The 20,540-nt window shown below is 67.5% G+C and carries 23 protein-coding genes and 1 tRNA gene; 17 read left to right on the top strand and 7 right to left on the bottom strand.

All coding sequences use genetic code 11. From position 1 onward, the window contains the following. Nucleotides 1–208 precede the first annotated feature (208 nt). Nucleotides 209–715, top strand: a complete 507-nt coding sequence (locus tag A5681_RS06015; RefSeq protein WP_067270544.1) for a DUF6611 family protein — start codon at nucleotides 209–211, stop codon at nucleotides 713–715. A 159-nt stretch (nucleotides 716–874) separates the two neighbouring features. Here A5681_RS06015 and A5681_RS06010 read toward each other — a convergent pair whose 3' ends face one another. Both A5681_RS06010 and A5681_RS06005 read right to left on the bottom strand, forming a co-directional pair. Then, the gene (locus A5681_RS06010) at nucleotides 875–2,392 is read right to left on the bottom strand and encodes a sensor histidine kinase (RefSeq protein WP_067270540.1); all 1,518 of its coding nucleotides are present in this window, start codon (nucleotides 2,390–2,392) and stop codon (nucleotides 875–877) included. Continuing rightward, nucleotides 2,389–3,162 (bottom strand): response regulator transcription factor, encoded by a 774-nt coding sequence (locus A5681_RS06005; RefSeq protein WP_067270536.1) that lies wholly within the window; start codon nucleotides 3,160–3,162, stop codon nucleotides 2,389–2,391. Before A5681_RS06005 ends, A5681_RS06010 begins: the two co-directional genes overlap by 4 nt. Nucleotides 3,163–3,595: 433 nt before the next feature. Here A5681_RS06005 and A5681_RS06000 point away from each other — a divergent pair, with 433 nt between their 5' ends. Next, nucleotides 3,596–4,519: a PPE family protein gene (locus tag A5681_RS06000; protein WP_067270533.1), complete on the top strand. Its 924-nt coding sequence runs from the start codon at nucleotides 3,596–3,598 to the stop codon at nucleotides 4,517–4,519. A gap of 61 nt (nucleotides 4,520–4,580) precedes the next feature. Here the strand turns inward: A5681_RS06000 and A5681_RS05995 are convergent, their stop codons facing one another. The 4 genes from A5681_RS05995 to A5681_RS05980 form a co-directional block, all read right to left on the bottom strand. Next, nucleotides 4,581–4,865, bottom strand: coding sequence for a WXG100 family type VII secretion target (locus A5681_RS05995; protein ID WP_046182844.1), 285 nt, complete (start codon nucleotides 4,863–4,865; stop codon nucleotides 4,581–4,583). A gap of 44 nt (nucleotides 4,866–4,909) precedes the next feature. Beyond that, nucleotides 4,910–5,206, bottom strand: a complete 297-nt coding sequence (locus tag A5681_RS05990) for a WXG100 family type VII secretion target (protein ID WP_007168951.1) — start codon at nucleotides 5,204–5,206, stop codon at nucleotides 4,910–4,912. A gap of 161 nt (nucleotides 5,207–5,367) precedes the next feature. Then, complete coding sequence (locus tag A5681_RS05985; RefSeq protein WP_067270531.1) at nucleotides 5,368–6,528, bottom strand: PPE family protein; 1,161 nt, start codon at nucleotides 6,526–6,528, stop codon at nucleotides 5,368–5,370. A 48-nt stretch (nucleotides 6,529–6,576) separates the two neighbouring features. Next, nucleotides 6,577–7,470: a PPE family protein, SVP subgroup gene (locus A5681_RS05980; protein ID WP_067270527.1), complete on the bottom strand. Its 894-nt coding sequence runs from the start codon at nucleotides 7,468–7,470 to the stop codon at nucleotides 6,577–6,579. Nucleotides 7,471–7,824: 354 nt separating this feature from the next. On the opposite strand from A5681_RS05980, the gene A5681_RS05975 reads away from it, so the two are divergent. From A5681_RS05975 to A5681_RS05935, 10 genes are all read left to right on the top strand, one after another. Then, nucleotides 7,825–7,898 (top strand) — tRNA-Leu (locus A5681_RS05975). 395 nt (nucleotides 7,899–8,293) lie between these two features. Beyond that, entirely contained in the window at nucleotides 8,294–9,109 is an 816-nt protein-coding gene (locus tag A5681_RS05970) for a CDP-alcohol phosphatidyltransferase family protein (RefSeq protein WP_231996222.1), read from the top strand. Next, entirely contained in the window at nucleotides 9,106–9,735 is a 630-nt protein-coding gene (locus A5681_RS05965) for a lysophospholipid acyltransferase family protein (protein WP_067270525.1), read from the top strand. The genes A5681_RS05970 and A5681_RS05965 overlap by 4 nt, the downstream gene beginning before the upstream one ends. A gap of 56 nt (nucleotides 9,736–9,791) precedes the next feature. Further along, on the top strand, nucleotides 9,792–10,652 hold the full coding sequence (locus A5681_RS05960) for a phosphatidate cytidylyltransferase (RefSeq protein WP_231996221.1): 861 nt from the start codon (nucleotides 9,792–9,794) through the stop codon (nucleotides 10,650–10,652). 150 nt (nucleotides 10,653–10,802) lie between these two features. Next, entirely contained in the window at nucleotides 10,803–12,461 is a 1,659-nt protein-coding gene (locus A5681_RS05955) for an ATP-binding cassette domain-containing protein (protein WP_231996220.1), read from the top strand. 61 nt (nucleotides 12,462–12,522) lie between these two features. Beyond that, a complete protein-coding gene (locus A5681_RS27950; protein WP_269454942.1) occupies nucleotides 12,523–12,648 on the top strand; it encodes a hypothetical protein in 126 nt (41 codons plus the stop codon). Nucleotides 12,649–12,879: 231 nt separating this feature from the next. Continuing rightward, nucleotides 12,880–13,353 (top strand): hypothetical protein, encoded by a 474-nt coding sequence (locus tag A5681_RS05950; protein WP_156737860.1) that lies wholly within the window; start codon nucleotides 12,880–12,882, stop codon nucleotides 13,351–13,353. Between the two features lie 114 nt (nucleotides 13,354–13,467). Then, entirely contained in the window at nucleotides 13,468–13,770 is a 303-nt protein-coding gene (locus A5681_RS05945) for a hypothetical protein (RefSeq protein ID WP_197498519.1), read from the top strand. 74 nt (nucleotides 13,771–13,844) lie between these two features. Then, nucleotides 13,845–14,159, top strand: coding sequence for a DUF732 domain-containing protein (locus A5681_RS05940; protein ID WP_231996219.1), 315 nt, complete (start codon nucleotides 13,845–13,847; stop codon nucleotides 14,157–14,159). A gap of 83 nt (nucleotides 14,160–14,242) precedes the next feature. Beyond that, nucleotides 14,243–15,460, top strand: coding sequence for a class I SAM-dependent methyltransferase (locus tag A5681_RS05935; RefSeq protein WP_067270487.1), 1,218 nt, complete (start codon nucleotides 14,243–14,245; stop codon nucleotides 15,458–15,460). A gap of 4 nt (nucleotides 15,461–15,464) precedes the next feature. Here A5681_RS05935 and A5681_RS05930 read toward each other — a convergent pair whose 3' ends face one another. Further along, complete coding sequence (locus A5681_RS05930) at nucleotides 15,465–16,097, bottom strand: chemotaxis protein CheB (RefSeq protein ID WP_231996218.1); 633 nt, start codon at nucleotides 16,095–16,097, stop codon at nucleotides 15,465–15,467. A 235-nt stretch (nucleotides 16,098–16,332) separates the two neighbouring features. On the opposite strand from A5681_RS05930, the gene A5681_RS05925 reads away from it, so the two are divergent. The 5 genes from A5681_RS05925 to A5681_RS05905 all read left to right on the top strand — a co-directional run bounded on the left by A5681_RS05925 (nucleotide 16,333) and on the right by A5681_RS05905 (nucleotide 20,483). Then, nucleotides 16,333–17,115, top strand: a complete 783-nt coding sequence (locus A5681_RS05925) for a hypothetical protein (RefSeq protein ID WP_067270483.1) — start codon at nucleotides 16,333–16,335, stop codon at nucleotides 17,113–17,115. Nucleotides 17,116–17,224: 109 nt separating this feature from the next. Further along, nucleotides 17,225–17,980, top strand: coding sequence for a dienelactone hydrolase family protein (locus A5681_RS05920; protein ID WP_067270478.1), 756 nt, complete (start codon nucleotides 17,225–17,227; stop codon nucleotides 17,978–17,980). Nucleotides 17,981–17,992: 12 nt separating this feature from the next. Beyond that, nucleotides 17,993–18,268: a DUF6295 family protein gene (locus A5681_RS05915; protein ID WP_067270474.1), complete on the top strand. Its 276-nt coding sequence runs from the start codon at nucleotides 17,993–17,995 to the stop codon at nucleotides 18,266–18,268. After that, nucleotides 18,265–19,047, top strand: a complete 783-nt coding sequence (locus A5681_RS05910) for a DUF427 domain-containing protein (RefSeq protein WP_067270470.1) — start codon at nucleotides 18,265–18,267, stop codon at nucleotides 19,045–19,047. Before A5681_RS05915 ends, A5681_RS05910 begins: the two co-directional genes overlap by 4 nt. A gap of 380 nt (nucleotides 19,048–19,427) precedes the next feature. Next, on the top strand, nucleotides 19,428–20,483 hold the full coding sequence (locus A5681_RS05905) for a WD40 repeat domain-containing protein (protein WP_067270467.1): 1,056 nt from the start codon (nucleotides 19,428–19,430) through the stop codon (nucleotides 20,481–20,483). The last annotated feature ends 57 nt before the right edge of the window (nucleotides 20,484–20,540 follow it).

The raw sequence follows: 20,540 nt of genomic DNA, 5'->3' as shown, positions 1-20,540 counted from the left end.
ATCGCAAGCTGCGGCATCGGCCGGTGCTTTTACCGATCCCGCGCACAGGGTCGATTAAGGTTCCGTAAACATTGGCGCCCCGGGCGTATGGATGCCGTTGTCATCCCGGCGCGTGCCGTCCTCGCGGCGTAGACCGAAACTCATGCGTGATCGCCAACACCGAACCGTTGAATGCGGCGTAACCGAACCACCACGGGGGCGAGCAACTGTGCCGTCCTGGTTCTCGCGCCTGCTCGACGGTGACCACCTTTGGGGATCGTATGGGGCGGTGGTCAGCCAGTACGGGGTTCGCCGCTACCACCTGATCATCTATCCGCCCGGAACCAGTACCACCGACCGGCGGTTAGCAAGGCTGTGGCGTGAGTGGCCGCTAACCGCTGCCGCGCTGATGCTGTTGTGCGTCATGGTATTGGGCAATGCAATGGACTCACCCGACACCGTGCTGACAGTCGCTGCGGTCGCCTATCTGAGTATCAGCATGCTCCTGTTTTTCCGGGCCGGGCCTCCCCGTGTTCGAGCCAGGTCGATGTCGATCATCCTCATGCCCAACACCATCGACGTGCGGGAGCTGTGCAGGTACGCCCAATGGCGGACGTTGGTCGACATGCTGATCAAGGCCGACCGCATGCTGACGACTCATACGATCTCACCGGTTGAGCATGAGGCCGTCTGGTGGGATGCCTACGACCGTATGGCGGAGATCGAGCATGTCTGATGCGCTGACACCAACCCCAGGCGTCCAGGTATTCCGGTGCCCGTCCGATCATCAGCCCGCCTAGGAAAGCGAGTCGGCGAGAAGCGCGCGTATCGGAGGAGGGAAAAGCCAATGATGGCAGAAGGCCGGCCTCGGGCAAGAGTACCTGAATGTCGGGCGTCAGCGGCTGCCGGGTTTTTCGATCATCGGCAGCCGGACCCGGAAAACCGTTCTGCCCTCGGTGGATTCGGCGGTGACGGAGCCGTGGTGAGCCTTGACGATCGAACTGACGATGGCCAGACCCAGCCCGGTGCCCGTTCCGTTGAGCCTCGAGTTGTCCGCCCGGGCGAACCGTTCGAACAAGCGGGGCAGCAGCTCCGGGTCGATGCCCGGTCCGTCGTCGGTAACGGTCAATTCCGTGTACGGCTCGGGACCGTCGCGGTGGCAGGTGATCGCGGTAGTGACGGTGACCCCGGGCGGGTTGTGCACCCGGGCGTTGTTGAGCAGGTTGCTGACCAGCTGGTGTAACCGCGCGTGGTCGCCGCGGACCCACACCGGTTCGTCGGGCAGGTTCTTCACCCAATGGTGCGCGGGCGCCGCGACCGCCGCGTCGTTGACGGCGTTGCCGACCAGCTCGGCAAGGTCGACGTCCTCGCTCTGCAGGTCTTGCCCTTCACCCAGGCGGGACAGCAGCAGCAGCTCGTCGACGAGCAGCGTCATGCGCCGGGCTTCGGACTCGATGCGGGCCAGGGCGTACTCGGTGGTCGGCGGCAACTCCGAACTGTCCTGGCGGGTCAGTTCGGCGTAGCCCTGAATAGCCGCGAGCGGGGTGCGCAGCTCGTGGCTGGCGTCGGTGATGAACTGCCTTGTCCGCAGGTCGGATTCGGCGCGTTGCGCCAGCGCACTATCGACGTTGTCCAGCAAACGGTTCAAGGTGTGGCCGACGATGCCGACCTCGTTTTGCTGGTTGGTGTCACGCGGCCGGACCCGGACACTGATCCGGTGGTCGTCGTCGGCGAGCGGCATGGCCGCCACTTCCGCCGCGGTGGCCGCCAATCGGCGCAATGGCCGCAGGGTATAGCCGACGACCCACACGGTGAGCCCGGCGGTGACCGTCAGCGCGGCCGCGATGAGCAGGGTGGTGGTGACCTGTTTGCGGGCGATGATTTGGTCGGCGAGGTTCAGCGACACGCCGGCGATCAGCACGTCCGACCCGTCGACGTGGCTCTTGAGCCGGTAATACCCAAGGCTGCCCAGGTTTTCGGTCCGTGGCGGGCCGTTCGCCCACGACTGCGCCTCGATTGCGCGCACCACGTCGGCGGGCGCGGGCCGCGCCTCGGCCTCCGAGAACACCGCCGACCCGGTCACGCTGCCCTCGTGCAACACCACGATCAGGTTTCCCGGGGTCTGATCGGTGAACTGCAGCATCGCCTCCGGCAGTGGCCTCGCGCCGCCGGCCGGATCGTGTTCGCCCCGCACGTATTTGTGGTACGAGTGGCCCAACGCGTCCAAGGACTCGGCGACGTCGGCGTCGCTCATCGCGGTGACGTAGCCGCGCAGGCTCAGCACGGAGACGATTCCGACCGTCATCAGCACCACACTGACCACCGCGAGTACGCCCAATAGCAGCTGGCGGCGTAACGAACGGGGCAGCCACCGCGGAAGATCGCCGGACAGGGCGTCCCGGTCCCGGGTCATTCCGGGGGCCGCAACATGTACCCCACACCGCGCACGGTGTGAATCATCGGTTCCCGGCCGGAGTCGATCTTCTTTCTCAGGTAGGAGATGTAGAGGTCCACGATGCTGGTGCGCCCTGCGAAGTCGTAGTTCCACACCCGGTCGAGGATCTCGCTGCGGCTCAGCGCGCGGCGCGGATTGCGCATCAGGAACCGCAGCAGTTCAAACTCGGTTGAGGACAGCGATATCTGCGTGCCGCCCCGCGTCACCTCGCGGCTGGCGGTGTCCAGCCGCAGGTCGCCGACGTTGAGTGTTTCGGCCGCGGGCGGTGTCTGCTGACCGGAACGGCGCAGCAACCCGCGCAGCCGTGCCACGAGCTCTTCCAGGCTGAACGGCTTGGTCATGTAGTCGTCGGCGCCGGCGGTCAGACCGGTGACCCGGTCCATCACCGAATCCCGCGCGGTGAGGAAAAGTGTCGGGGTGTAGGTGTCGGACTGGCGGACGCGTTCCAGGATTCGCAGCCCGTCGACGTCCGGGAGCATGATGTCGAGCACCAGCACGTCAGGATTGACCTTGTCGAACTTGGCCAGCGCCTCGCGCCCGTTGTGGGCGATGTCGACGACCCAGCCCTCGTAGTGCAGCGCCATTTTCACCAGATTGGTCAGCGCCGGCTCGTCATCGACCAGGAGGACCCTGATCGGTGATCCATCGGCACGGTAAATCCTGGGCAGCTGCCCGAGGATGGCCTGGCGGGGGCGCTGGCCACCCGCGTAGCCCGACGTTGCGGTCATGTCCCTCCATTCTGGCAAGACCCACACGTAACTGTCACGGAGTTCATAGAGTTCTCAAATGTCCGCGGAGTGACCGGCCCGCGTAAGCCACCCCGAATATGAGTTCTCTATGTGTCCGGCCGGACAACTTGCGGGGTGCCGGTTTGCCAAAAACGTTGGTTCGCATGGCCATTGGTTTGCCTTCGCCGGCCGGTTCCAGGCGATACATTCCGAAACCGGGTTCACTCGAGCCGATTTGGTCTCTTTGCAATGTTCCGATTTTCCGGGGATCGGGATAGCGGCCGAAATACGTACGCTCGATGCGGCGGACGACGAAGTCCGGCTAGCGCAAATCGATCACCAAAGTTGGCCTTTCCGAACGTTTTCCGCGCACCGTCACATATCACCGCCGAGCTTCGGCGGCCTCGGGAACTCAACCAGCAGAAGGAAAGCAATGGATTTTGGCGCGTTGCCCCCGGAAACCAACTCCGGTCGGATGTATGTTGGACCCGGGGGCGCGACGCTGCTGGCTGCGTCGTCGGGATGGGACTCGCTGGCCATCGAGCTCAACTCCGCGGCCGGCGGGTACGAATCGGTGATCACGACTCTGACCGCAACGACGGGGCCGACGTCGGCATCGATGGCCGCCGCGGTCACGCCCTACGTGGTGTGGCTGCGAGCCGTCGCCGGGCTATGCGAACAGTCGGCGGCGCAGGCCACGGCCGCCTCGGCGGCTTACGACGCGGCCTACGCGATGACCGTGCCGCCACCGCTCATCGCGACCAATCGCGTCAGCACCGGCGCGGGGGCGGCGTCCGGGCTGGCATCTGCGCTCGGCGGGGCCCCCGGCGGCGGCGACGCGGCCGGGCTGTTGTCCGACGTGGCGGGATTGGGCTCCGATGCCGCCGGCTTCGGCGCCGACGGCGGTGGGGTCGATATCGACCTCTACGGTCTGGGGCTCGATTATCGGGGCCTCGACCTGGATTACCAGGGGCTGGCGCTCGACATGGAGGGTGCTGGTTCGATCCTGGGAGCGGAGGGGGGCCCCGCGCTGCACGGCGCACCAGCTCTGGGCGGTCTGGGGCACGGTGCGACGGCGAGCCTCGGCCGCGCGGCGTCGGCGAGTCTGGGTCAGGGGACGTCGCTGGGGACCCTGTCGGTGCCGCCGGGCTGGGCGAACGCCACGTCGTCGGTGACGCCAATGCCTACGGCCCTCGACGCCAAGGCCATGCCGGGCGGGTGGGGCGCCGCGCCGCCGCCGGCCACGGGTGTCTCCAAGATGCCGCTGGGCGGCATGGTCGGGCGCGAGTCCGGCGGCGTCGTTCACCGGATCGGGTTCCGGCCCTCACTGATCCCGCGTTCACCGGTGGCCGGGTAAGCGCGGAATCGAAAGGGCCCGCACACCGTGGTGTGCGGGCCCTTCGAGCGGAGAAGCGGTGTTAGGCCCAGCTGGACCCAACGGCGCTGTCGGTGCTGGCCATGTTGCTGCCGGCGCTCTGCACCTTCTGCCCGTGGGCGTTGGCCTGCTCGTAGATCACCTGGAAGTTGCGACCCAACTGGGTGATGAACTCCTGGCAGGCCACCGAACCGGCACCGCCCCAGAAGTCACCCGCAGCAAGCACATCGCGAACGATGGCCTGGTGCTCAGCCTCCAGAGACGCGGCCTGAGCGCGGATCAACGCGCCGTGGGCGTCGACATCGCCGAACTGGTAGTTAATGGTCATTGCTTAGCTCCTTAAAAGTGTTGGATAGCAGTGGTTTTCGGCTGCTAGCTGCTCAGGATCTGCTGCGAGGCCTGCTCTTGCTGCTCGTAGTTGTTGGCGTCGCGGATGAGCCCGTCGCGCACTCCGTGGAGCATGTTGACGATGTTGCGGAAGGCCTGGTTGACCTGGCCCATGGTGTCGTACGAGGTCGCCTGCGCCTGGCCGCTCCAGCCCGAGCCGGCGATGTTCATCGAGGACGCCCACATCTTGCGGGCCTCGTCCTCAACGGTCTGGGCGTGCACCTCGAAGCGGCCCGCCATCGCCCGCATTTCGTGCGGGTCAGTCATAAAACGTGTTGCCATGTTTCTTTCTCCTTATCTTTCAAGCCTTCAAACTCGAAGTCTTAACAGTTGCAATTGATGCGGTGGTGGCCGCGTTATGGACAGATTACGACCTACCGGTTAACTGATCGCCTCAAACGGGTGACATGTACCCCCTTATTTCCCGTACCGGTATTCCGACATCAGACGACAACCTGCTTGGGCATGACGATCGGCTTGAAGCCGTATCGCGGCCCGGCGCCGTAGGCACCGGCGCCCTTGGCAGCCCCCGCCATGCCGGGCATGCCGGGCATCGCGGCGACCGGCTCCGCCTCGGCCGCGGCCGTCCAGCCCGAGCCCTCGAGCGGGGCGGTGGAGGAAGCCAACGACGTCGCCGGGGCGGCGGCGTTCCAGCCGGCCGGCACCGACAGCCCACCGACCGCGGAGGCCTCGCCGAGGGCGGCTGACGCCCCCGCGCCCGACACCGAGCCCACCATCGTGCCCGGCACCAGGCCGCCGGCGAGGGGCGTGACGGAATCGGTGAGCGCGAACGGGATCGACGGCACCGTGCCGAGCGTGTGCCCCAACGACACGGCCGTCGGGATGGTGTTGCACACCCACCAGGCCGCGGTGTTGACGGCGCCGTTGATGCCGTTAAGCACGGACGGCGTGCCAAGGAAGTTGTCGATCGAGGACAACAGGCCATCGGTCGTGAAGGGGAGGGTGGGCGCGGCCAACGCGGCATTGGAGACGGGTGCCGCCAACGCCTGCACCGTGCCGCCCGACGAGTCCGCGGCGAGGGCGGTGCTGTCCGCTGCCGCTGCGGCCGCCGGGTTAGTGGTCGACGCCAGCGGCGTCACGGGCGTGAGCACCCCCGCGGCCGCCGAGGCGGCCTGGTACGCGGCCATCATCGCGGCGTCCTGAGCCCACATCGCGGCGTACTGCGCTTCCGTCGCGGCGATCGCGGCCGAGTTGACCCCGAGGAAGTTGGTCGCGACGAGTGTCGCCAGCAACGTCCGGTTCGCCGCGATCACGGGCGGGGGGACCGTCGCCGCAAACGCTGCCTCGTAGGCGGCCGCCGAGGCCGTGGCCTGAGCGCTGGCCTGCTCGAGCGTCGTCGCCGTCTCGGTCAGGTAGGTGATGATCGGCTGGGCCGCGGCCGCCGCCGCCGCCGATCCGCCGCCGGTCCAGTTCTCGGTGGTCAGCAACGAGATAATCGACTCCCACTGGGTTGCCGTGGCGCTGACCTCGGCGGCCAGGTTGGCGTATGAGGCCGCCGCGGCCATCAACGGCCCGGCACCGGCGCCGGCGTACATGAGCGAGGAGGTGATCTCCGGGGGAATTGCTGCAAAGTCAAGAACCATTTGTGTTTCCCGCTCCTTTGTCTTTAGAAATTCGAGGTTTTCGAGGGACTAGACGGTCGCCGGTTTCGGCATGACGATCGGCTTGACGCCGTAGCGCGGAGCGCCGAAGCCGGCGCTGTTGCGCGCGGCCGCGCCCATGCCCGGCATGCCCGGGATGATCGTTCCGGCGCCTGCCTGAGGCGCGGCGGCGGTCCAGCCCACGGTCTGCAGCGGCGCAGCGCTGGTGCCAACCACCGGGGTGGCCGGAGCGGCCCAGGTCGGCGGCACCGACAGTTTGCTGACCATCGTGGCCGAGCCCATCGAGGCCATCGGCGCTGCGCCCAAGCCGGCCATGCCGCCGCCCGCCATGGGCGCCGTCGTGTCCGCGAGGCCCGCGGCGCCGGCGGCAGAACCGGCGGCGTCGGCGGCGGAGGTGTCGAGCAGACCGCCACCGGCCAGACCCAGCAGGTCGGATCCGGCCGAGGCCCAGTTACCGAAGCCGATGTTGCCGATGTTGGCCCCGTTGCTGGAAAGGCCGAAGATCCCACCGAGCATGTTCGGGTTGGTGCCGTTGCCGGTGCTACCGAGCAGCCAAGCGAGGTAGTCGAGTGGAGTGTTCGACGGCGTGGCAGCCGCGGTGGCGAGCGGAGATGCGGCGCTCGACAGCGCGGCCTGGCTCGCGTTGATGGCCTCGGTGTCGCCGTAGCTGCCGGAGCTGATGCCCAGGGTCTGCGCGTAGTTCTCCAGCAACGCCTGCGCTTCGGTGGCGATCGCCTGGTACTGGGTGCCGTACGCCGAGAAGATCGCCGCCTGCTGGGCCGACACCGGGTCGGCGGCGGCCGGAGCGATGACCGTGGTTGCCGCCGCGGCGCCCGCGTTCTGCGCCGCTAGGTTGGTGTTGATCCCCGACAGCAGCTGCTCGGCAGCGAGCATCTCTTCGGTTTGTGTTGTCAGAAATGCCATCGATTGCTCCTAATGTTGGAACGAGCCGACCCCCATGCGGTGGATCGACCTGTGTGTTCGCGTAACGGCCCCTGTGCGTTGGCGTAACACTAACGACCCACGACTCCACGGTCCCGGCCGAAAGCGCCAGCGTGACAGCCGTTTACGGCTTTTTAACGAACGGGTCGGCAGTTTTAACACGGTCTTGCCGGACGACATAGCCGTGTCATCTGTCATCTGCCGGAAAGCCGTGGTTAAGGTGCGCGGGCGCGGATCTTAACCGAAGGCCGCCCCCACCGCATGCCGGACATTTCGCCTATTCGACGGGGACGCGATGTCCCGGAAACGGCGCCCGCGCGCTACATTCGCCGCCGGGCCCCCATAGCCCAATTGGCAGAGGCAGCGGACTTAAAATCCGCCCAGTGTCGGTTCGAGTCCGACTGGGGGCACCGCCGAATCTGCGCCCCGCCGCTCGCACGAGGAACGTGAGCGGCTGTCGGGCTTCACGGCGCTACCTCAGCGGAGTCGCGTGAGATTCTGGGCGCACCACAGCGCCGCGCTCTGCCCCCACTCTGAGCTCACGCAGCATGGACAGCGTCTCCCATCGCCCTCGATGAGCATCCGGACTGACATGGCGGTGGAGTCCCGGTCATCCAGGCCGGCGAGTTGGCAGCAATCCGTCCGCCAATGCCCGCGCACGGGGGCGATCACCTCATCTTTGGATGTTTGCCACACACGACACCAAGGACTTGGGATCGGTAGTCCGCGCACCTCCATGTACTTGTCGCACGCGCCGCCACCGGGTGGCGCACGCCCAGTGGGATTCGGCAGGAAAGGAGCCGCCATGACGACCGATGTCACCGCCCGTCGCGCAGCCAAATCGACTTCGCGTCGCACCCGCATGACCGGCCTGTACGCATTGAAGCCGTGGTTCACCGGGAGGTTGACTCCGATCATCGACATCGCCGTGGCTCGCCGGGTGTCTCCCGACGTCTTCACCGCCGCAGGTGTCGCCGCTGCGGGCGCCGCGGGAGCGGCCATCGCGTTCGGGTGGTGGCCGCTGGCGGCGGTCTTCATGGTGATCCGCCTGGCGGGCGCCAACCTGGACGGAGCGGTCGCGCGCGCTCGTGGGGTGAGCCGGCCGTGGGGCTTCGTCGTCAACGAACTCGGCGACCGCGCCGCCGATCTGCTCGCCTTCGCCGGCCTGGCGGTCTGGGCGGCGCGGCAGCACGGCCCCGGACTGAGCTGGCTGTCCTGGCCGGTGCTTCAGGTCCTCCTGGCGGCGCTGGCCGCCACCCTGCCGACCTTCGCATCGCTGGCCGTCGCCGGGGCAGGCCTCACGCGTCGCAACGGCGGACCGCTCGGCAAGACCGAACGCTGCCTGTTCCTGGTGCTGGCCACCGCATTCCCCGTCATCATGCCCATCCTGCTGATGCAGTTGGTGAACGGGTCACTGCTCACGACCGTTCTGCGGTTGCGGGCCGCGCATCGCGAGCTGAAGGCGCAGCGGGTGCCGGACTTCGTTCCCCGCGACCTGCAGATCGAAGCGACCGTGCCTGTCACGCTGTTCGAGCGCTTTGATGCGATCACCCAGCCGGTTGCCGCGGCTGACCACCTCTCCAACGCCGTCACGCTGCCCATGGCGCTGGTGGCGGCATGACCACCGGCCGGATTACGAGCGCGCTTCGGCACTGGCTCTGGCGGACGGTGTGCGCCGTCTCGGGCGGGCTGACCGTGACCGGACGCTGGAACACCAAAGGCGGCTGCATCGTCGTCGCCAACCACGCCTCCCACGCGGACACCGCGGTGCTGGTCGCGGCGCTGCCGTCCGCAGCCCGTCCCGTCTTCGGCGCGGCCGCCGACTACTGGTTTGACGTGCCGATGCGACGCTTCATAGCGACCTCGCTGATCGGGATACTGCCGGTGCGCCGATCGGGCGACGGCAACTACGACGCGCTGCTCGCGGCCGCCGGCCCGGCGCTCCGCGCGGGACGGACCGTCGTCATCTATCCCGAGGGAACGCGATCGACAGACGGCGTGATCGGCGAATTTCGTTTCGGCGCAATACGTCTAGCGCGTGACTGCGGCGTGCCGATCGTTCCGGTAGCGATCGTCGGGACCGCCGACGTCCTGCCAAAGGACGGAACCTTCACGCCCGGACCGATGGAGGTACGCCTCGGTACGCCTGTCGATCCCCCCACCATCTCCGCACCGCAGCTGCGGTCGCAGGTGCTGGCACTGCGCGGCGACGTCGTGGCCGATGACCGCCTCGCGCTGGCGTCCTGAACCGGCGGCCCGCAATGTCACTCGTCGGCCACTGGCTCTCTCATCTCGATCGGCGGATGCCGCTCAACATCGACCTGGGTCCGCTGCACGTTCACATGTACTCGCGGGCCGTGTTCCTGCTGTGGGTCACGGTGGCGATCCTGGGCGCCGCGGGCATCGCCGTCCTGGTATCGCGTAAGCGGGAGCTGGTGCAGAAATGGCGCACCTGGGTGCTGATCGCACCGGCCGTCGGCATCCCGGTTTGGGCCGGCCACGGCACGTCGGCGGGGTTGGCCGCCGCACTGGCCGTCGTCGCCGTGATCGAGTACGCGCGGCTGGTCAAGCTGGGCCGCGCGGACACCTACGTGCTTGTGATCCTGGCCGTAGCATACCCGATCGCGGCGTGGCTGCGCCCCTCACTCCTGCAGTTCGCGCCGATCGTCGTGCTGCTGTGCGTGGTGCCCTCAGTCCTCGAGGGCGACGTCGAGAACGGCGCCAGGCGCGCCGCGTCCGCCGCATTCGCGTCGGTGTGGATCTGCTGGTCGCTTTCCCACTTGGTCATGGTGGGGCCGGACGCATATCTGCTGTGTTTCGCCGTCGCGGCCACCGACGTCGCGGCCTGGTGTGGTGGAAAAGGGTTGCGGCGTATGCGATGGGCGCGCAGGCCGCTCTCCCCGCTGAGTCCCAACAAGACGGTCGGCGGCATGGTCGGCGCGATCATCGGCGCGTGCCTGATCCTCACCCTCTTGGGCACGATCTCCGTCGGCCTGCTCATCGCCGTCTCCATCGGCGGTGTGTTCGGTGACCTGCTCGAGTCCATGCTCAAGCGACAGGCCCAGGTCAAGGACGCCGGTGACTGGCTGCCCGGGTTCGGCGGCCTGCTCGACCGCATCGATTCCCTGCTGGTTGTCCTCCCACTCGCGTACTTCCTCGGATGAGAGATCTCGATGAATAACGACAAGCCCACGATGCCGATCACCCTGCGAAACCGGGCCGACGACGCCGCGCGCGCCACGGATATGCGTGCACGTTGGCGATTCCCGGCAGAGCCGTTCGGGTCCATCCCGATAAGTCGAACCCTCGAGCGCGTGAACCGCCTCCGGCCCGCGGCGACCGGTGGCCTGGAGATGCGCGATGTCACCCTCGCCGTCGACGGCGAAAGAGTTCTGCTGGACCGGGTTTCGTTCGCGGCGCGCCCCGGCACCTTGACCGCGGTGATCGGCCCCTCGGGGGCGGGCAAGTCGACACTGGCCAAAGTCGTCGCCGGGGCCGAACGTCCGACCAGTGGGACGGTGTCTTTAGAGGCGAGGGCCGTGCACGCAGTGCGCAGTGACATCGGGATGGTGCCTCAGGACGATCTTGTGCACGGCCGGCTCACCGTCGCACAGGCACTGCGGTTCGCGGCGGAACTTCGGATGCCCGCCGACACCGTCGCGAGCGAACGCCGGCGGGTGATCACCGCGGTGCTCGCCGAACTCGAGCTGACACCGCACGCTGACACCCGCATCGACAAGTTGTCGGGCGGCCAACGTAAGCGCGTGTCGGTGGCGATTGAATTGTTGACCAGCCCTTACCTATTGGTACTCGACGAGCCGACGACGGGGCTGGACCCCGCGTTGGACCGCTCGGTGATGGCGATGCTGCGGCGGTTGGCCGATGCGGGCCGCGTGGTGGTGGTGGTGACGCACTCGTTGACGTTCCTGGACGTGTGCGACCAGGTGCTGTTGCTCGCGCCCGGCGGGAAGACGGTGTTCTGCGGACCCCCCGATCGGCTCAGTTCCTCTCTGGGAGCGTCGGATTGGGCTGACATCTTCACGAACGTGTGCGCCGATCCGGACGGTCTTCAGCGCCGGTTCATGCAGGCGCGCGCCTCCCAGGGCGCGGACACTGTGTGCCTTGCCGCGCCCGTTCAGCCGGTCCAACCGCCCGGGGTCGGCGTGTGGCGCCAAACCTCGACGCTCGCGCGTCGCCAGGTGAGGTTGCTTGTGGCGAACCGCGGCTACCTCGCCTTCCTCGCGGTGTTGCCGTTCATCGTCGGCATGCTGCCGCTGACCGTCACCGGTCATGCGGGCCTGAGCCACCTGCCAGAGCTTGGCGCACCACCGTTCGAAGCCAAGCACATCGTCGCGTTGACGAGCTTCGCCGCGATCCTGATGGGCGCCACGCTCAGCGTCCGCGATCTCGTCGGCGAGCGCGCCGTCTTCCGGCGCGAACAGGCGGCGGGACTGTCGGCGTCGGCGTACCTCGTTGCGAAGACGATCGTCTTCGGCACTGTCGCTGTGATCCAATCCGCGATACTCGTTCTGATCGTCACGGCGCCTGCCATCGGCAAGCGCAGCGCGTCGAGTGCGGTGGTCTTGGGTAGCCCGACCTTCGAGTTGTTCGTCGGCGTCGCGGCGACGTGCGTGGCGGCCGTCCTTCTCGGCCTTGCGCTTTCGGCCCTGGCCCGCACCGGCGATCAGGTCATCGTGCTGCTGGCGATGACGCTGATGGCGCAACTGGTGCTCGCGGGAGGCTTCATCCCGGTGACCGACCGACCATTGATGGGAGCCTTGGCCTGGCTGACTCCCGGACGATGGGGGTTCGCGGCGACTGCGTCGACGGCCGATCTGACCAAACTGGTCGCGGGGATTGCCAACGATCCGCTCTGGCAGCACTCCAGCGCGGCGTGGCTGATGAACATGGGCATGTTGGCGGCGCTCGCCGCACTCTTCGCCGGGGTCACGCGGTGGCGCCTACGACGTTGAGGCGGGCGGTTTCGCGCAAACCGCCAAGCGGAACGCGGCTGGGCAGTACGCTCTGATGGTTATGACCAGGGGGAAAAAAGCTTTGATTGCGCTGGTTCTCGCGTTCGCCGTCTCGACGACGTCGGTGGGCTGCATACCCATCAACATTCCGACCTGCCCGGCGGGCGGCGGCCCGGTCGGCTGCTGATCACCAGCGCTGTAGGTTCGGCCGCTTCGGCTACCCGCCGTCGGGCGCACGTCTCGTCGCGGGGGAGCGTGTCGTCGCCTGCGCGGGCGGCGCAATCATCGCACCTCCACGCGGATAGCTAATCCGGCCACCGGGTTCGGGGCATCTTGCTGCCGGAGCTAGAGGCTTTGTGCCCTGTCTAGCCGGCGCCCCTGGAACGAAGATCACCACCAAGGGTTTAGGAGGCCGGTGGTGATCAAGCAAGCCATGGTGGGTGCTGCGGCGGTGGTTCTCTTCCTCGCGGGGTGTTCCGCCGGAAATCACAACAGCGGCGCCGGTCCCACCACGACGACGCCGCGCGCCCAGGCCGTGCGCGGATGGGTCGAACAGACCAAGGACCACATGCAGGACCTGGGGATCGCGATGGGCAAGGCCACCTTCGCGATCGGCGAGCATGACTATGTCGCCCTTGGGGCGGCCTGCCACGAGGGCCATGAGGCGGCGAGCTTCCTCCAGGGCCACTTGCCTTCCCCCGACAAGGAACTCACCGACGCGTTGCAAGCCAGCCTGGACGACTTCGATGCCGCGTCCCACTTCTGCGTCGCCGCGGTCGAGGACAAAGACGCCAACGAGGCACGGCACGCGGGCGAATTCATGAACTCCGCCGAAGGGCATCTCACCACCGCTACCGGCATCAGGGATCGCATCGTCAACGGACCCGCCTGAGTCGGAGATTGGCGACGAAGGGGCCGACGCGCGAGGACCTTGGCCCCTATCAGCGTCCGCGGGCGGGGCCGACAGTGAGAGCACACGACTGCATGACGACCGAAGGGCGAAATGATGAATCGCGAAGTAAGCAAATTTCTCTGCGGAGCGTTCGCCGGAATTGCGTATGCCCACGCGGGCTACGCCATCGCGGCTTCCAGCGGCATCATCGACGAGCCCATCTTCCTCGGGAGGAAGTGGGGCGTCGGGTTCATGTGCACGGAGGCCGTTGTCTATTCCGCGATCAGCGCGGGGCTCGGGTACGCGGGCTGGGGTGCGCGTCCGGTCGAGCCGCGCCGGGTCGGCGCGCCGGAGACGAACGGGCAGAGCGACCAGAGTGCCGGCACGGCGATGTTCCCTCAGTCGGCCTCGGGCTGATCGGCGCGCCCGACGATATGAAAGTTGTTCCGGGGAAAAGACGGAGGACGTGTGCTGTCCTGCTGTCGGCCCTCGTGCTGCTTCCGGCAGCGTCGGCGCCGGCCTCGGCCGACCCGGGCGACGACGCGTTCATCGCGTCCCTGGCGAACTACGGGATCGAAGTGCGGGACCCCGATGTCGCGATCGCGATGGCCCACCGGGTGTGCACCGGATTCGACAACAACGCGAACGCAAGCGTGCTGGCGATGAAGGTGAAGCGCGACACCGATCTCTCGATGAAGGAAGCCAGCTACTTCGTCGGCCTGTCCGTGGCCGCCTACTGCCCGCAGTACCGGGGGCTCATCGACAGCTCGTTGATCTGGCTCGTCCCGGGGCCCCCGCTGATGTGAGCCGACGGCCGGCATCGGCAAGCCGAAACATCTCGGGCACAGTAAGTTGGTCGCGACCGCCACCGTGAAGGAGCCGCGCCGAAGTGACCGACGATCCGCGGGGCGACGGCGTCTCCCGCCAATACGATCGATGGGAGTATCCGCCTCCGGTCACCGATCTGGCGGCGTGGACCAAGACCCACTGGGATTGGTTCGATCCGTTCTGGGCGCACCGGGTGTTGTGGCCGAACCGGGGGTACAAACCGGACCTCGACATTCTCATCGCGGGTTGCGGAACGTTCCAGGCGGCCCTCTTCGCGTTCATGAACCGGACCGCCAAGGTGGTCGCGATCGACGTCAGCCGGTCGGCGTTGAAGCACGAGCAGTACCTGAAAGACAAGCACGGCCTGGACAACCTGGAATTGCACCTGCTGCCCATTGAAGAGGTGGCGACGCTGTCGCGCGACTTCGACCTGATCGTGTCGACCGGCGTCCTGCACCACATGGCGGATCCGCTTGCCGGGCTCACGGCGCTCGGTGGGTGCCTGCGCGCAGACGGGGCATTGGGCGTGATGCTGTACGCGAAGTACGGCCGGATCGGCGTCGAGATGCTCGAATCGGCGTTCCGCGACCTCGGACTGGGGCAGGACGACGCGTCGGTCCAGATGGTCAAAGAGGCGATCGCGGTGTTGCCCGCGGATCACCCCGTCCGCCCGTACCTGAAGGGCGCGCGCGATCTGGTGTCCGACGGCGCCCTGGTCGACACGTTCCTGCACAGCCGCCAGCGAAGCTACACCGTCGCCGAATGCCTGGACCTGGTCGGCGCCGCGGGCCTGGCGTTCCAGGGTTGGTTTCACAAGACGCCGTACTACCCGCACGACGTCGTCGCGCCGGCGAGCGCGTTTCAGGCGCTGCTGAACCAGCTGCCCGACGCCGAAATGTGGTCGGTGATGGAACGACTGCAGCCGGCGAATGCCACCCACTTCTTCATGGCCTGCCGCCACGAACGCCCGAAAGAGCACTACACGATCGACTTTTCGACGCCTGAGGCGCTCGACTATGTTCCGCTCTTGCGGACGGCCTGCCTGCTGTCCGGGGACGACATCCACCTGCCCGGCACCAAGCTGAAACTCAATCCGGCCCAGCTGCCGTTCGTTGAGCAGGTCGACGGCCGCCGCACGATTTCCGAGATCGTCGAGCACGTCGCCCTTCGCGGCGACATCGGCCCCGAAAGTGCTTATCTGGTAGAGGAATTCGGGCGAAAGCTGTTCGAATCGCTGTGGCGTCTCGACTTCCTGGCGATGGCGCTGCCCACCGGTTAGCGGTTCACGCGTTCGTTGGGGATGGTCGCCCGTCGGGGTCCGCCTGCTCCTCGATGTCCCGGGCGGCGAGTTGCCCGAGCAGGCCGCCGATCTCCTTCGCCGCGGCGGTGTGATCGGCCAGGCCGGCCTTGATGGCGTTTCTCGGTAAATCGGGAAACAGCGCGTCGCTCGGTTCCTGAACCACGGCGACTCCTCGCTCGGCCTTGATGGCGCGCAGCCCGGCCACGCCGTCGTCAAGCATTCCCGACATCAGGACGCCGATCGCGCGTGGGCCGTAGTCCAGCGCGACCGACCGGAAGAGCGCGTCAATCCCGGGTCGGCGACCGCCCTCCGACGGTCCGTCCGACAGCGCCACCCGGTGGTCGCGGGCGAGCAGATGGCGGTTGGGCACGGCGGCGTATATCCGGCCGGCCTCCAGCGCGACGCCATCGACCGCCGCGACCGCAGGCAACGGGCCACTTCGGTTGATGATCTGCGCCAGCAGCGACGGCGCCCCACGGCTCAAGTGGATGACGATCATGACCGCGAACGGGAAATCCGGCGGCATGCCGGCCGCCAGTTCGTTCAGCGCCTCGATGCCGCCGGCGGACGCACCGACCGCCACCACGCCTTCAGCCGGCGCTGACGTGCGACCCATAGCTCAACCTAGCTTCGCCTTTGCGATCCGGATGGCTCCAACACTGGCCCACGCGGGGCCCCGCGCCAAGGGCCATAAGCCCCCTACCAGCCCGCTGGCCGACCCGGCAAACCCATTGGCGCCACGGGGATCCGGCGGCCGAACAAGGCTGCGCGGCCGGGCCACAGGCAGCGGACCAAATTTTCGACCCGGCCCGCCGGGGCCGCCGAAATCATCGCTCATACACTGACCCCTCGTGGGCATGCTGTTTGGTCTTGCGCCGTGGATCGTCTATTGGGTGCTCGTCGGTAACGTCCCGTTGCCCGCCGCCGCGCTAGTCGGGCTGGTGGTCGCGGCCGTCGTGCTGGCGATCGGGATTTTCACCGGAAAGCCAGAGCGGACGCTCGAAATCGGTTCCGCCGCAGCGTTTGTGGTGTTGGCGGGGCTGACGTTCGCGCTCGGTGACTGGTTCTCGCAGCGGTGGATCCTGCCGCTAAGCATCGCCGGCTTACTGGTGGTGGCGCTGGTCGGCACGCTGACCGGCGAGCCGTTCGTGCGCGCGTTCGCCGCCGCGGAGCAGCCCGCAGACGTGCGCACGACCGAGCTGTTCGGGCGGGCCGTCAGCGTCGTGAGCTGGATGTGGGTGGGGACCCTGGCTGCCATGACGGTGTCGTCGGCGATCCCACCGATCGTTCGGGCCGATGCCACCATCCTGGACACCAGGACGCCGCTCTCGTACGTCTGCTACTGGCTCATTCCGTTCACGCTGTTGGGCCTGGCGGCGCTGGCGTCGCGGATGCTGCCCGAGCGGATGCTCGCCGGAATCGACGACGTGGCGCGGGAAACCTCGTTCGTCGCCTACGACGAGGCCACCATCGACGAGCTGTACTTCCTTGCCCAGGAGCACGCGAATCGGGAGGTCGGTCCGGGCAAGGAGGCCTACAACGTGAAGGTCGGGGGGATGGGCACCCCGTTGACCGGGGACGAGTCCCGCAAGTCGTGGCCCTCGACGTACAAGGTGCGCGACAAGCGGCGCTGACGGCGCAAGCGTGTTCCGATACGTTGGGTTCCGGCGGGGCGGGCCCGGACCAGCCGCACGCGCTCCGCGCCCGGTTGCGGCCAATCAGGGAGCCCAAAAGGAGTCGCGAATGAACGCGATCAGCCCAGACGCCATCCGTGCGGAGACGATCACCATCACGGGCCACGGCGGCGACGAGATCGAGGCCTACCGAGCCATGCCGCTCGTCGAGGATTCACGCGGCGGCGTCGTGTGGATTCATCACATGCCCGGCTACGACCGCGAGACCAAGGAGTTCGTCCGGCGGCTCGCCGTCAGCGGCTACCACGCCGTGGCCCCGAACCTGTATTCGCGTGAGGCGCCGGGCGCTTCGCCCGACGACGCGCCGGCGGCCGCGCGGGCGGCGGGCGGCGTGCCCGACGAGCGGCTGGTCGGCGATGTCGCGGGCGCGGTCGAGCACCTGCGTTCACTGCCTGGGGCCAACGGCAAGTTCGGCGTCATCGGGCACTGTTCGGGCGGGCGGCACGCGTACCTGGCGGCGTGTTCGCTGCCGTTCGACGCCGCGGTGGACTGCTACGGCGCGTTCATCGTCGAGGATCCGCCGGAGGGGATGCCCAAGGCCATGAAACCGATCCTGCAGCTGGCGCCGAACCTCAGCTGCCCGCTGCTGGGCCTGTTCGGGCTCGACGACCGATTCCCGGCGCCGCCCGCGGTGGCCACGCTGGACGACGAGCTGACCCGGCTGAACAAGCCGCACGAGTTCCACTCCTACGAGGGCGCGGGCCACTCGTTCTTCTCCGTGGACCGGCCCGCGTACCGGCCCGAGGCGGCGGTCGACGGTTGGCGGCGCATCGACGACTTCTTCGCCACCCATCTGAAAGGCTAGGTCCCGCCGATCATGTGCACCTATCTCACCGAACACGTCGAAATCGACGGCAGCGGCAAGGGCGCCACGGGATGGTTCGGCGCCAGCCGCGCGACCGTGTACGTCGATCACCCGGTCCACGCCCCTTACGGCCACACGGTCAACATCGACGTGATCAATCCGCAGCTCGGCCCGTCGGCGCGGGTGGCGCTGGAGCTCACCGAGGAGAGCGCCCTGGCGTTGGCCGACGCTATCCGCAAGGCGATCGCCCATGCGCCGGCGGGGCTGGCCGCCAAGGATCAGGCATGACCGGCGAGCGTGACTACCCCGAAATGGCCGTCGCGCGCGGCAGGGTCGAGCCCGCGCCGCGCCGGGTGCGGGGCTATCTGGGCGACGCGTTGGTCTTCGACACCACCTCCGCGCTTTACGTGTGGGAGGTCCCGTACTACCCGCAGTACTACATCCCGTGGGCCGATGTCCGCCCGGAATTCCTCCGTGACGAGAACCATTCGCAGAAGGTGCAATTCGGCCCCTCACGGCTGCATGCCCTCGACGGTGCCGGCCAGACCCATCCGTCCGCCGCGCGGGTGTTCGACGCCGCCGGTGATGGTCCGGTGGCCGGGACGGTGCGGTTCGAATGGAATGCGTTGCGCTGGTTCGAGGAAGACGAGCCGATCTATGGTCATCCGCGCAATCCCTATTCTCGGGTGGACGCGCTGCGGTCACATCGGCACGTGCGCGTCGAACTTGACGGAATTGTGCTGGCCGACACCAGTTCTCCAGTTCTGCTATTCGAAACTGGTTTGCCGACAAGGTATTACATCGACCCCACCGACATCTCATTCGAGCATCTGGAACCCAGCGCGACACAGACGCTTTGTCCGTACAAAGGGGTGACGACCGGATACTGGTCGGTGCGCTCGGGCCCCCCTGATCAGCAGGTCGTGCACCCGGACCTGGCGTGGACCTATCACTACCCGTTGCCCGCCGTCGGCCAGATCGCCGGTCTGGTGGCGTTTTACAACGAAAAGCTCGACATCATCGTTGACGGCGCCGCCCTGCCGCGGCCCAAAACCCAATTCAGCTAGCGAAGCGCGATGTGATCTTTCCCTCTTCGCGGGGTGGCCCCTGAGAATTTCTTATCCTGGACAGCCCTGGTGCGCTGACCGGGGACGTTAGCGGCGGAAGCGAAACCGGCCGGATGCGCGTTTGCATCTCTTTCGCTGAGGGTAGGCGACTGCGGTACAGCGAAATTGAAAGCCTGAGCAGAACCTGAGCGCGGGGAGTGACGTAGCTAACGTCGGGGGATTTCGACCCGCTTCGACGCGGATTTCGGCCGGTAGGATCTCAAAAACCAGTCGCGTCAGCGCCTTTCGGTGCTGAGATCCTCGTGGATTCGGAGGCCGAATTGTCGCGCAAGTCCCGGTGATTTGCCTCCGCGCCGACAACATAGCAAAGGCGGTGCAGCGTGAGTGTTGTGAACGGCCGAAAGGCCTTGCCTGATGACGGAGAAGAGCGAAACTTCCGATTCGATGACGGCTCGTTGGTTCGGATTGCGGTGCAACACGGTCCGATCAGCGATGTCGGCGTCAGCCCCGACGGCGGCCGGCTGATCGTCGCCCACTACGGCCGCGACGCGGTCTCCATCATCGACACCGATGCGCGGCGGGTGGTGCAGACCCTCACGGGCCTCGACGAGCCCTTCGCGATCGCCCTCAGCGGTGGAAGCAACCCGCGCGCCTACGTCAGCACGGCGACCGCGGCATACGACTCCGTCGACGTCGTCGACCTCGCCACCAACGCGCGTGTCGCGACGCATCCGCTGGCCAACAGCGTGAGCGACCTCGCCGTGAGCACCGACGGCAGGTTCGTCTACGCCGGACGGAACGGCGCCCAGGGGGCCGACGTCACGGTCCTGGACACCACCACGGGTGACTTCGAGGTGATCGACCTCGCCGCGGAACCGGGGACCACCGTGGACTGCGTCCGCATCGGCCCCGAGGGGCGTCAGCTCTACGCCGCCACCAATGGGCCGTCCGGTGGCCAGCTGGTCGAGGTCGACACCCGGCGCTCGCGCATAGCCGGCGCCTACGACCTCGGACTACCGATCCGCGACGTCGCGCTGAGCGATGACGGCGGCACCGCCTACGTGGCCAGCTGCGGCCCCGTCGTGGGCGCGGTGCTCGACGTCATCGACACCCGAACCCGCAAAATCACCGGCACGCGCAAGCTCAGCGAGGTCGCCGGTCCGCTCACCCGCTTGGCGCTCAGCCGCGACGGGCGTCGCGCCTATCTGGTCGGCGATGACCACGTGGCGGTGGTCTGCACGCGCACCCACGACGTGATGGGTGACATCACGGCGGTGCAGCACCCGTCCTGCGTGGTGGAGAGCCCCGACGGCAGGTACCTGTACATCGGCGACTACTCGGGCGCGGTCACCGTGGCACCGATCGCCGCGCGACTGGCCGAGGAATCGACCACTCGGCTGCCCGCGCTGGCGCAGCGGGAACCCGTACTCGCTTAGGGTGATTGCCGACACCGGCGCCGAACTCGGGCTTAGGGTGGAGGCTGCCGGCGGGCC

This window comes from Mycobacterium scrofulaceum (assembly GCF_001667885.1).
Taxonomy (GTDB): Bacteria; Actinomycetota; Actinomycetes; order Mycobacteriales; family Mycobacteriaceae; genus Mycobacterium; species Mycobacterium scrofulaceum_C.
Note: the sequence above shows the minus strand (reverse complement) of the source record. Positions and strands in the feature narration are given on the sequence as shown.

Excerpts from the sequence above, each read along its gene's own strand:
- A5681_RS05985 (WP_067270531.1), bottom strand. The coding sequence starts at position 6,528 with ATGGTTCTTGACTTTGCAGCAATTCCCCCGGAGATCACCTCCTCGCTC.
- A5681_RS05990 (WP_007168951.1), bottom strand. The coding sequence starts at position 5,206 with ATGGCAACACGTTTTATGACTGACCCGCACGAAATGCGGGCGATGGCG.
- A5681_RS27950 (WP_269454942.1), top strand. The coding sequence starts at position 12,523 with ATGACCAGGGGGAAAAAAGCTTTGATTGCGCTGGTTCTCGCGTTCGCC.
- A5681_RS05910 (WP_067270470.1), top strand. The coding sequence starts at position 18,265 with ATGACCGGCGAGCGTGACTACCCCGAAATGGCCGTCGCGCGCGGCAGG.
- A5681_RS06000 (WP_067270533.1), top strand. The coding sequence starts at position 3,596 with ATGGATTTTGGCGCGTTGCCCCCGGAAACCAACTCCGGTCGGATGTAT.
- A5681_RS05995 (WP_046182844.1), bottom strand. The coding sequence starts at position 4,865 with ATGACCATTAACTACCAGTTCGGCGATGTCGACGCCCACGGCGCGTTG.
- A5681_RS06005 (WP_067270536.1), bottom strand. The coding sequence starts at position 3,162 with ATGACCGCAACGTCGGGCTACGCGGGTGGCCAGCGCCCCCGCCAGGCC.
- A5681_RS05915 (WP_067270474.1), top strand. The coding sequence starts at position 17,993 with ATGTGCACCTATCTCACCGAACACGTCGAAATCGACGGCAGCGGCAAG.
- A5681_RS05970 (WP_231996222.1), top strand. The coding sequence starts at position 8,294 with ATGACGACCGATGTCACCGCCCGTCGCGCAGCCAAATCGACTTCGCGT.
- A5681_RS05920 (WP_067270478.1), top strand. The coding sequence starts at position 17,225 with ATGAACGCGATCAGCCCAGACGCCATCCGTGCGGAGACGATCACCATC.
- A5681_RS05945 (WP_197498519.1), top strand. The coding sequence starts at position 13,468 with ATGAATCGCGAAGTAAGCAAATTTCTCTGCGGAGCGTTCGCCGGAATT.
- A5681_RS05980 (WP_067270527.1), bottom strand. The coding sequence starts at position 7,470 with ATGGCATTTCTGACAACACAAACCGAAGAGATGCTCGCTGCCGAGCAG.
- A5681_RS06010 (WP_067270540.1), bottom strand. The coding sequence starts at position 2,392 with ATGACCCGGGACCGGGACGCCCTGTCCGGCGATCTTCCGCGGTGGCTG.
- A5681_RS05930 (WP_231996218.1), bottom strand. The coding sequence starts at position 16,097 with ATGGGTCGCACGTCAGCGCCGGCTGAAGGCGTGGTGGCGGTCGGTGCG.
- A5681_RS05965 (WP_067270525.1), top strand. The coding sequence starts at position 9,106 with ATGACCACCGGCCGGATTACGAGCGCGCTTCGGCACTGGCTCTGGCGG.
- A5681_RS05960 (WP_231996221.1), top strand. The coding sequence starts at position 9,792 with ATGCCGCTCAACATCGACCTGGGTCCGCTGCACGTTCACATGTACTCG.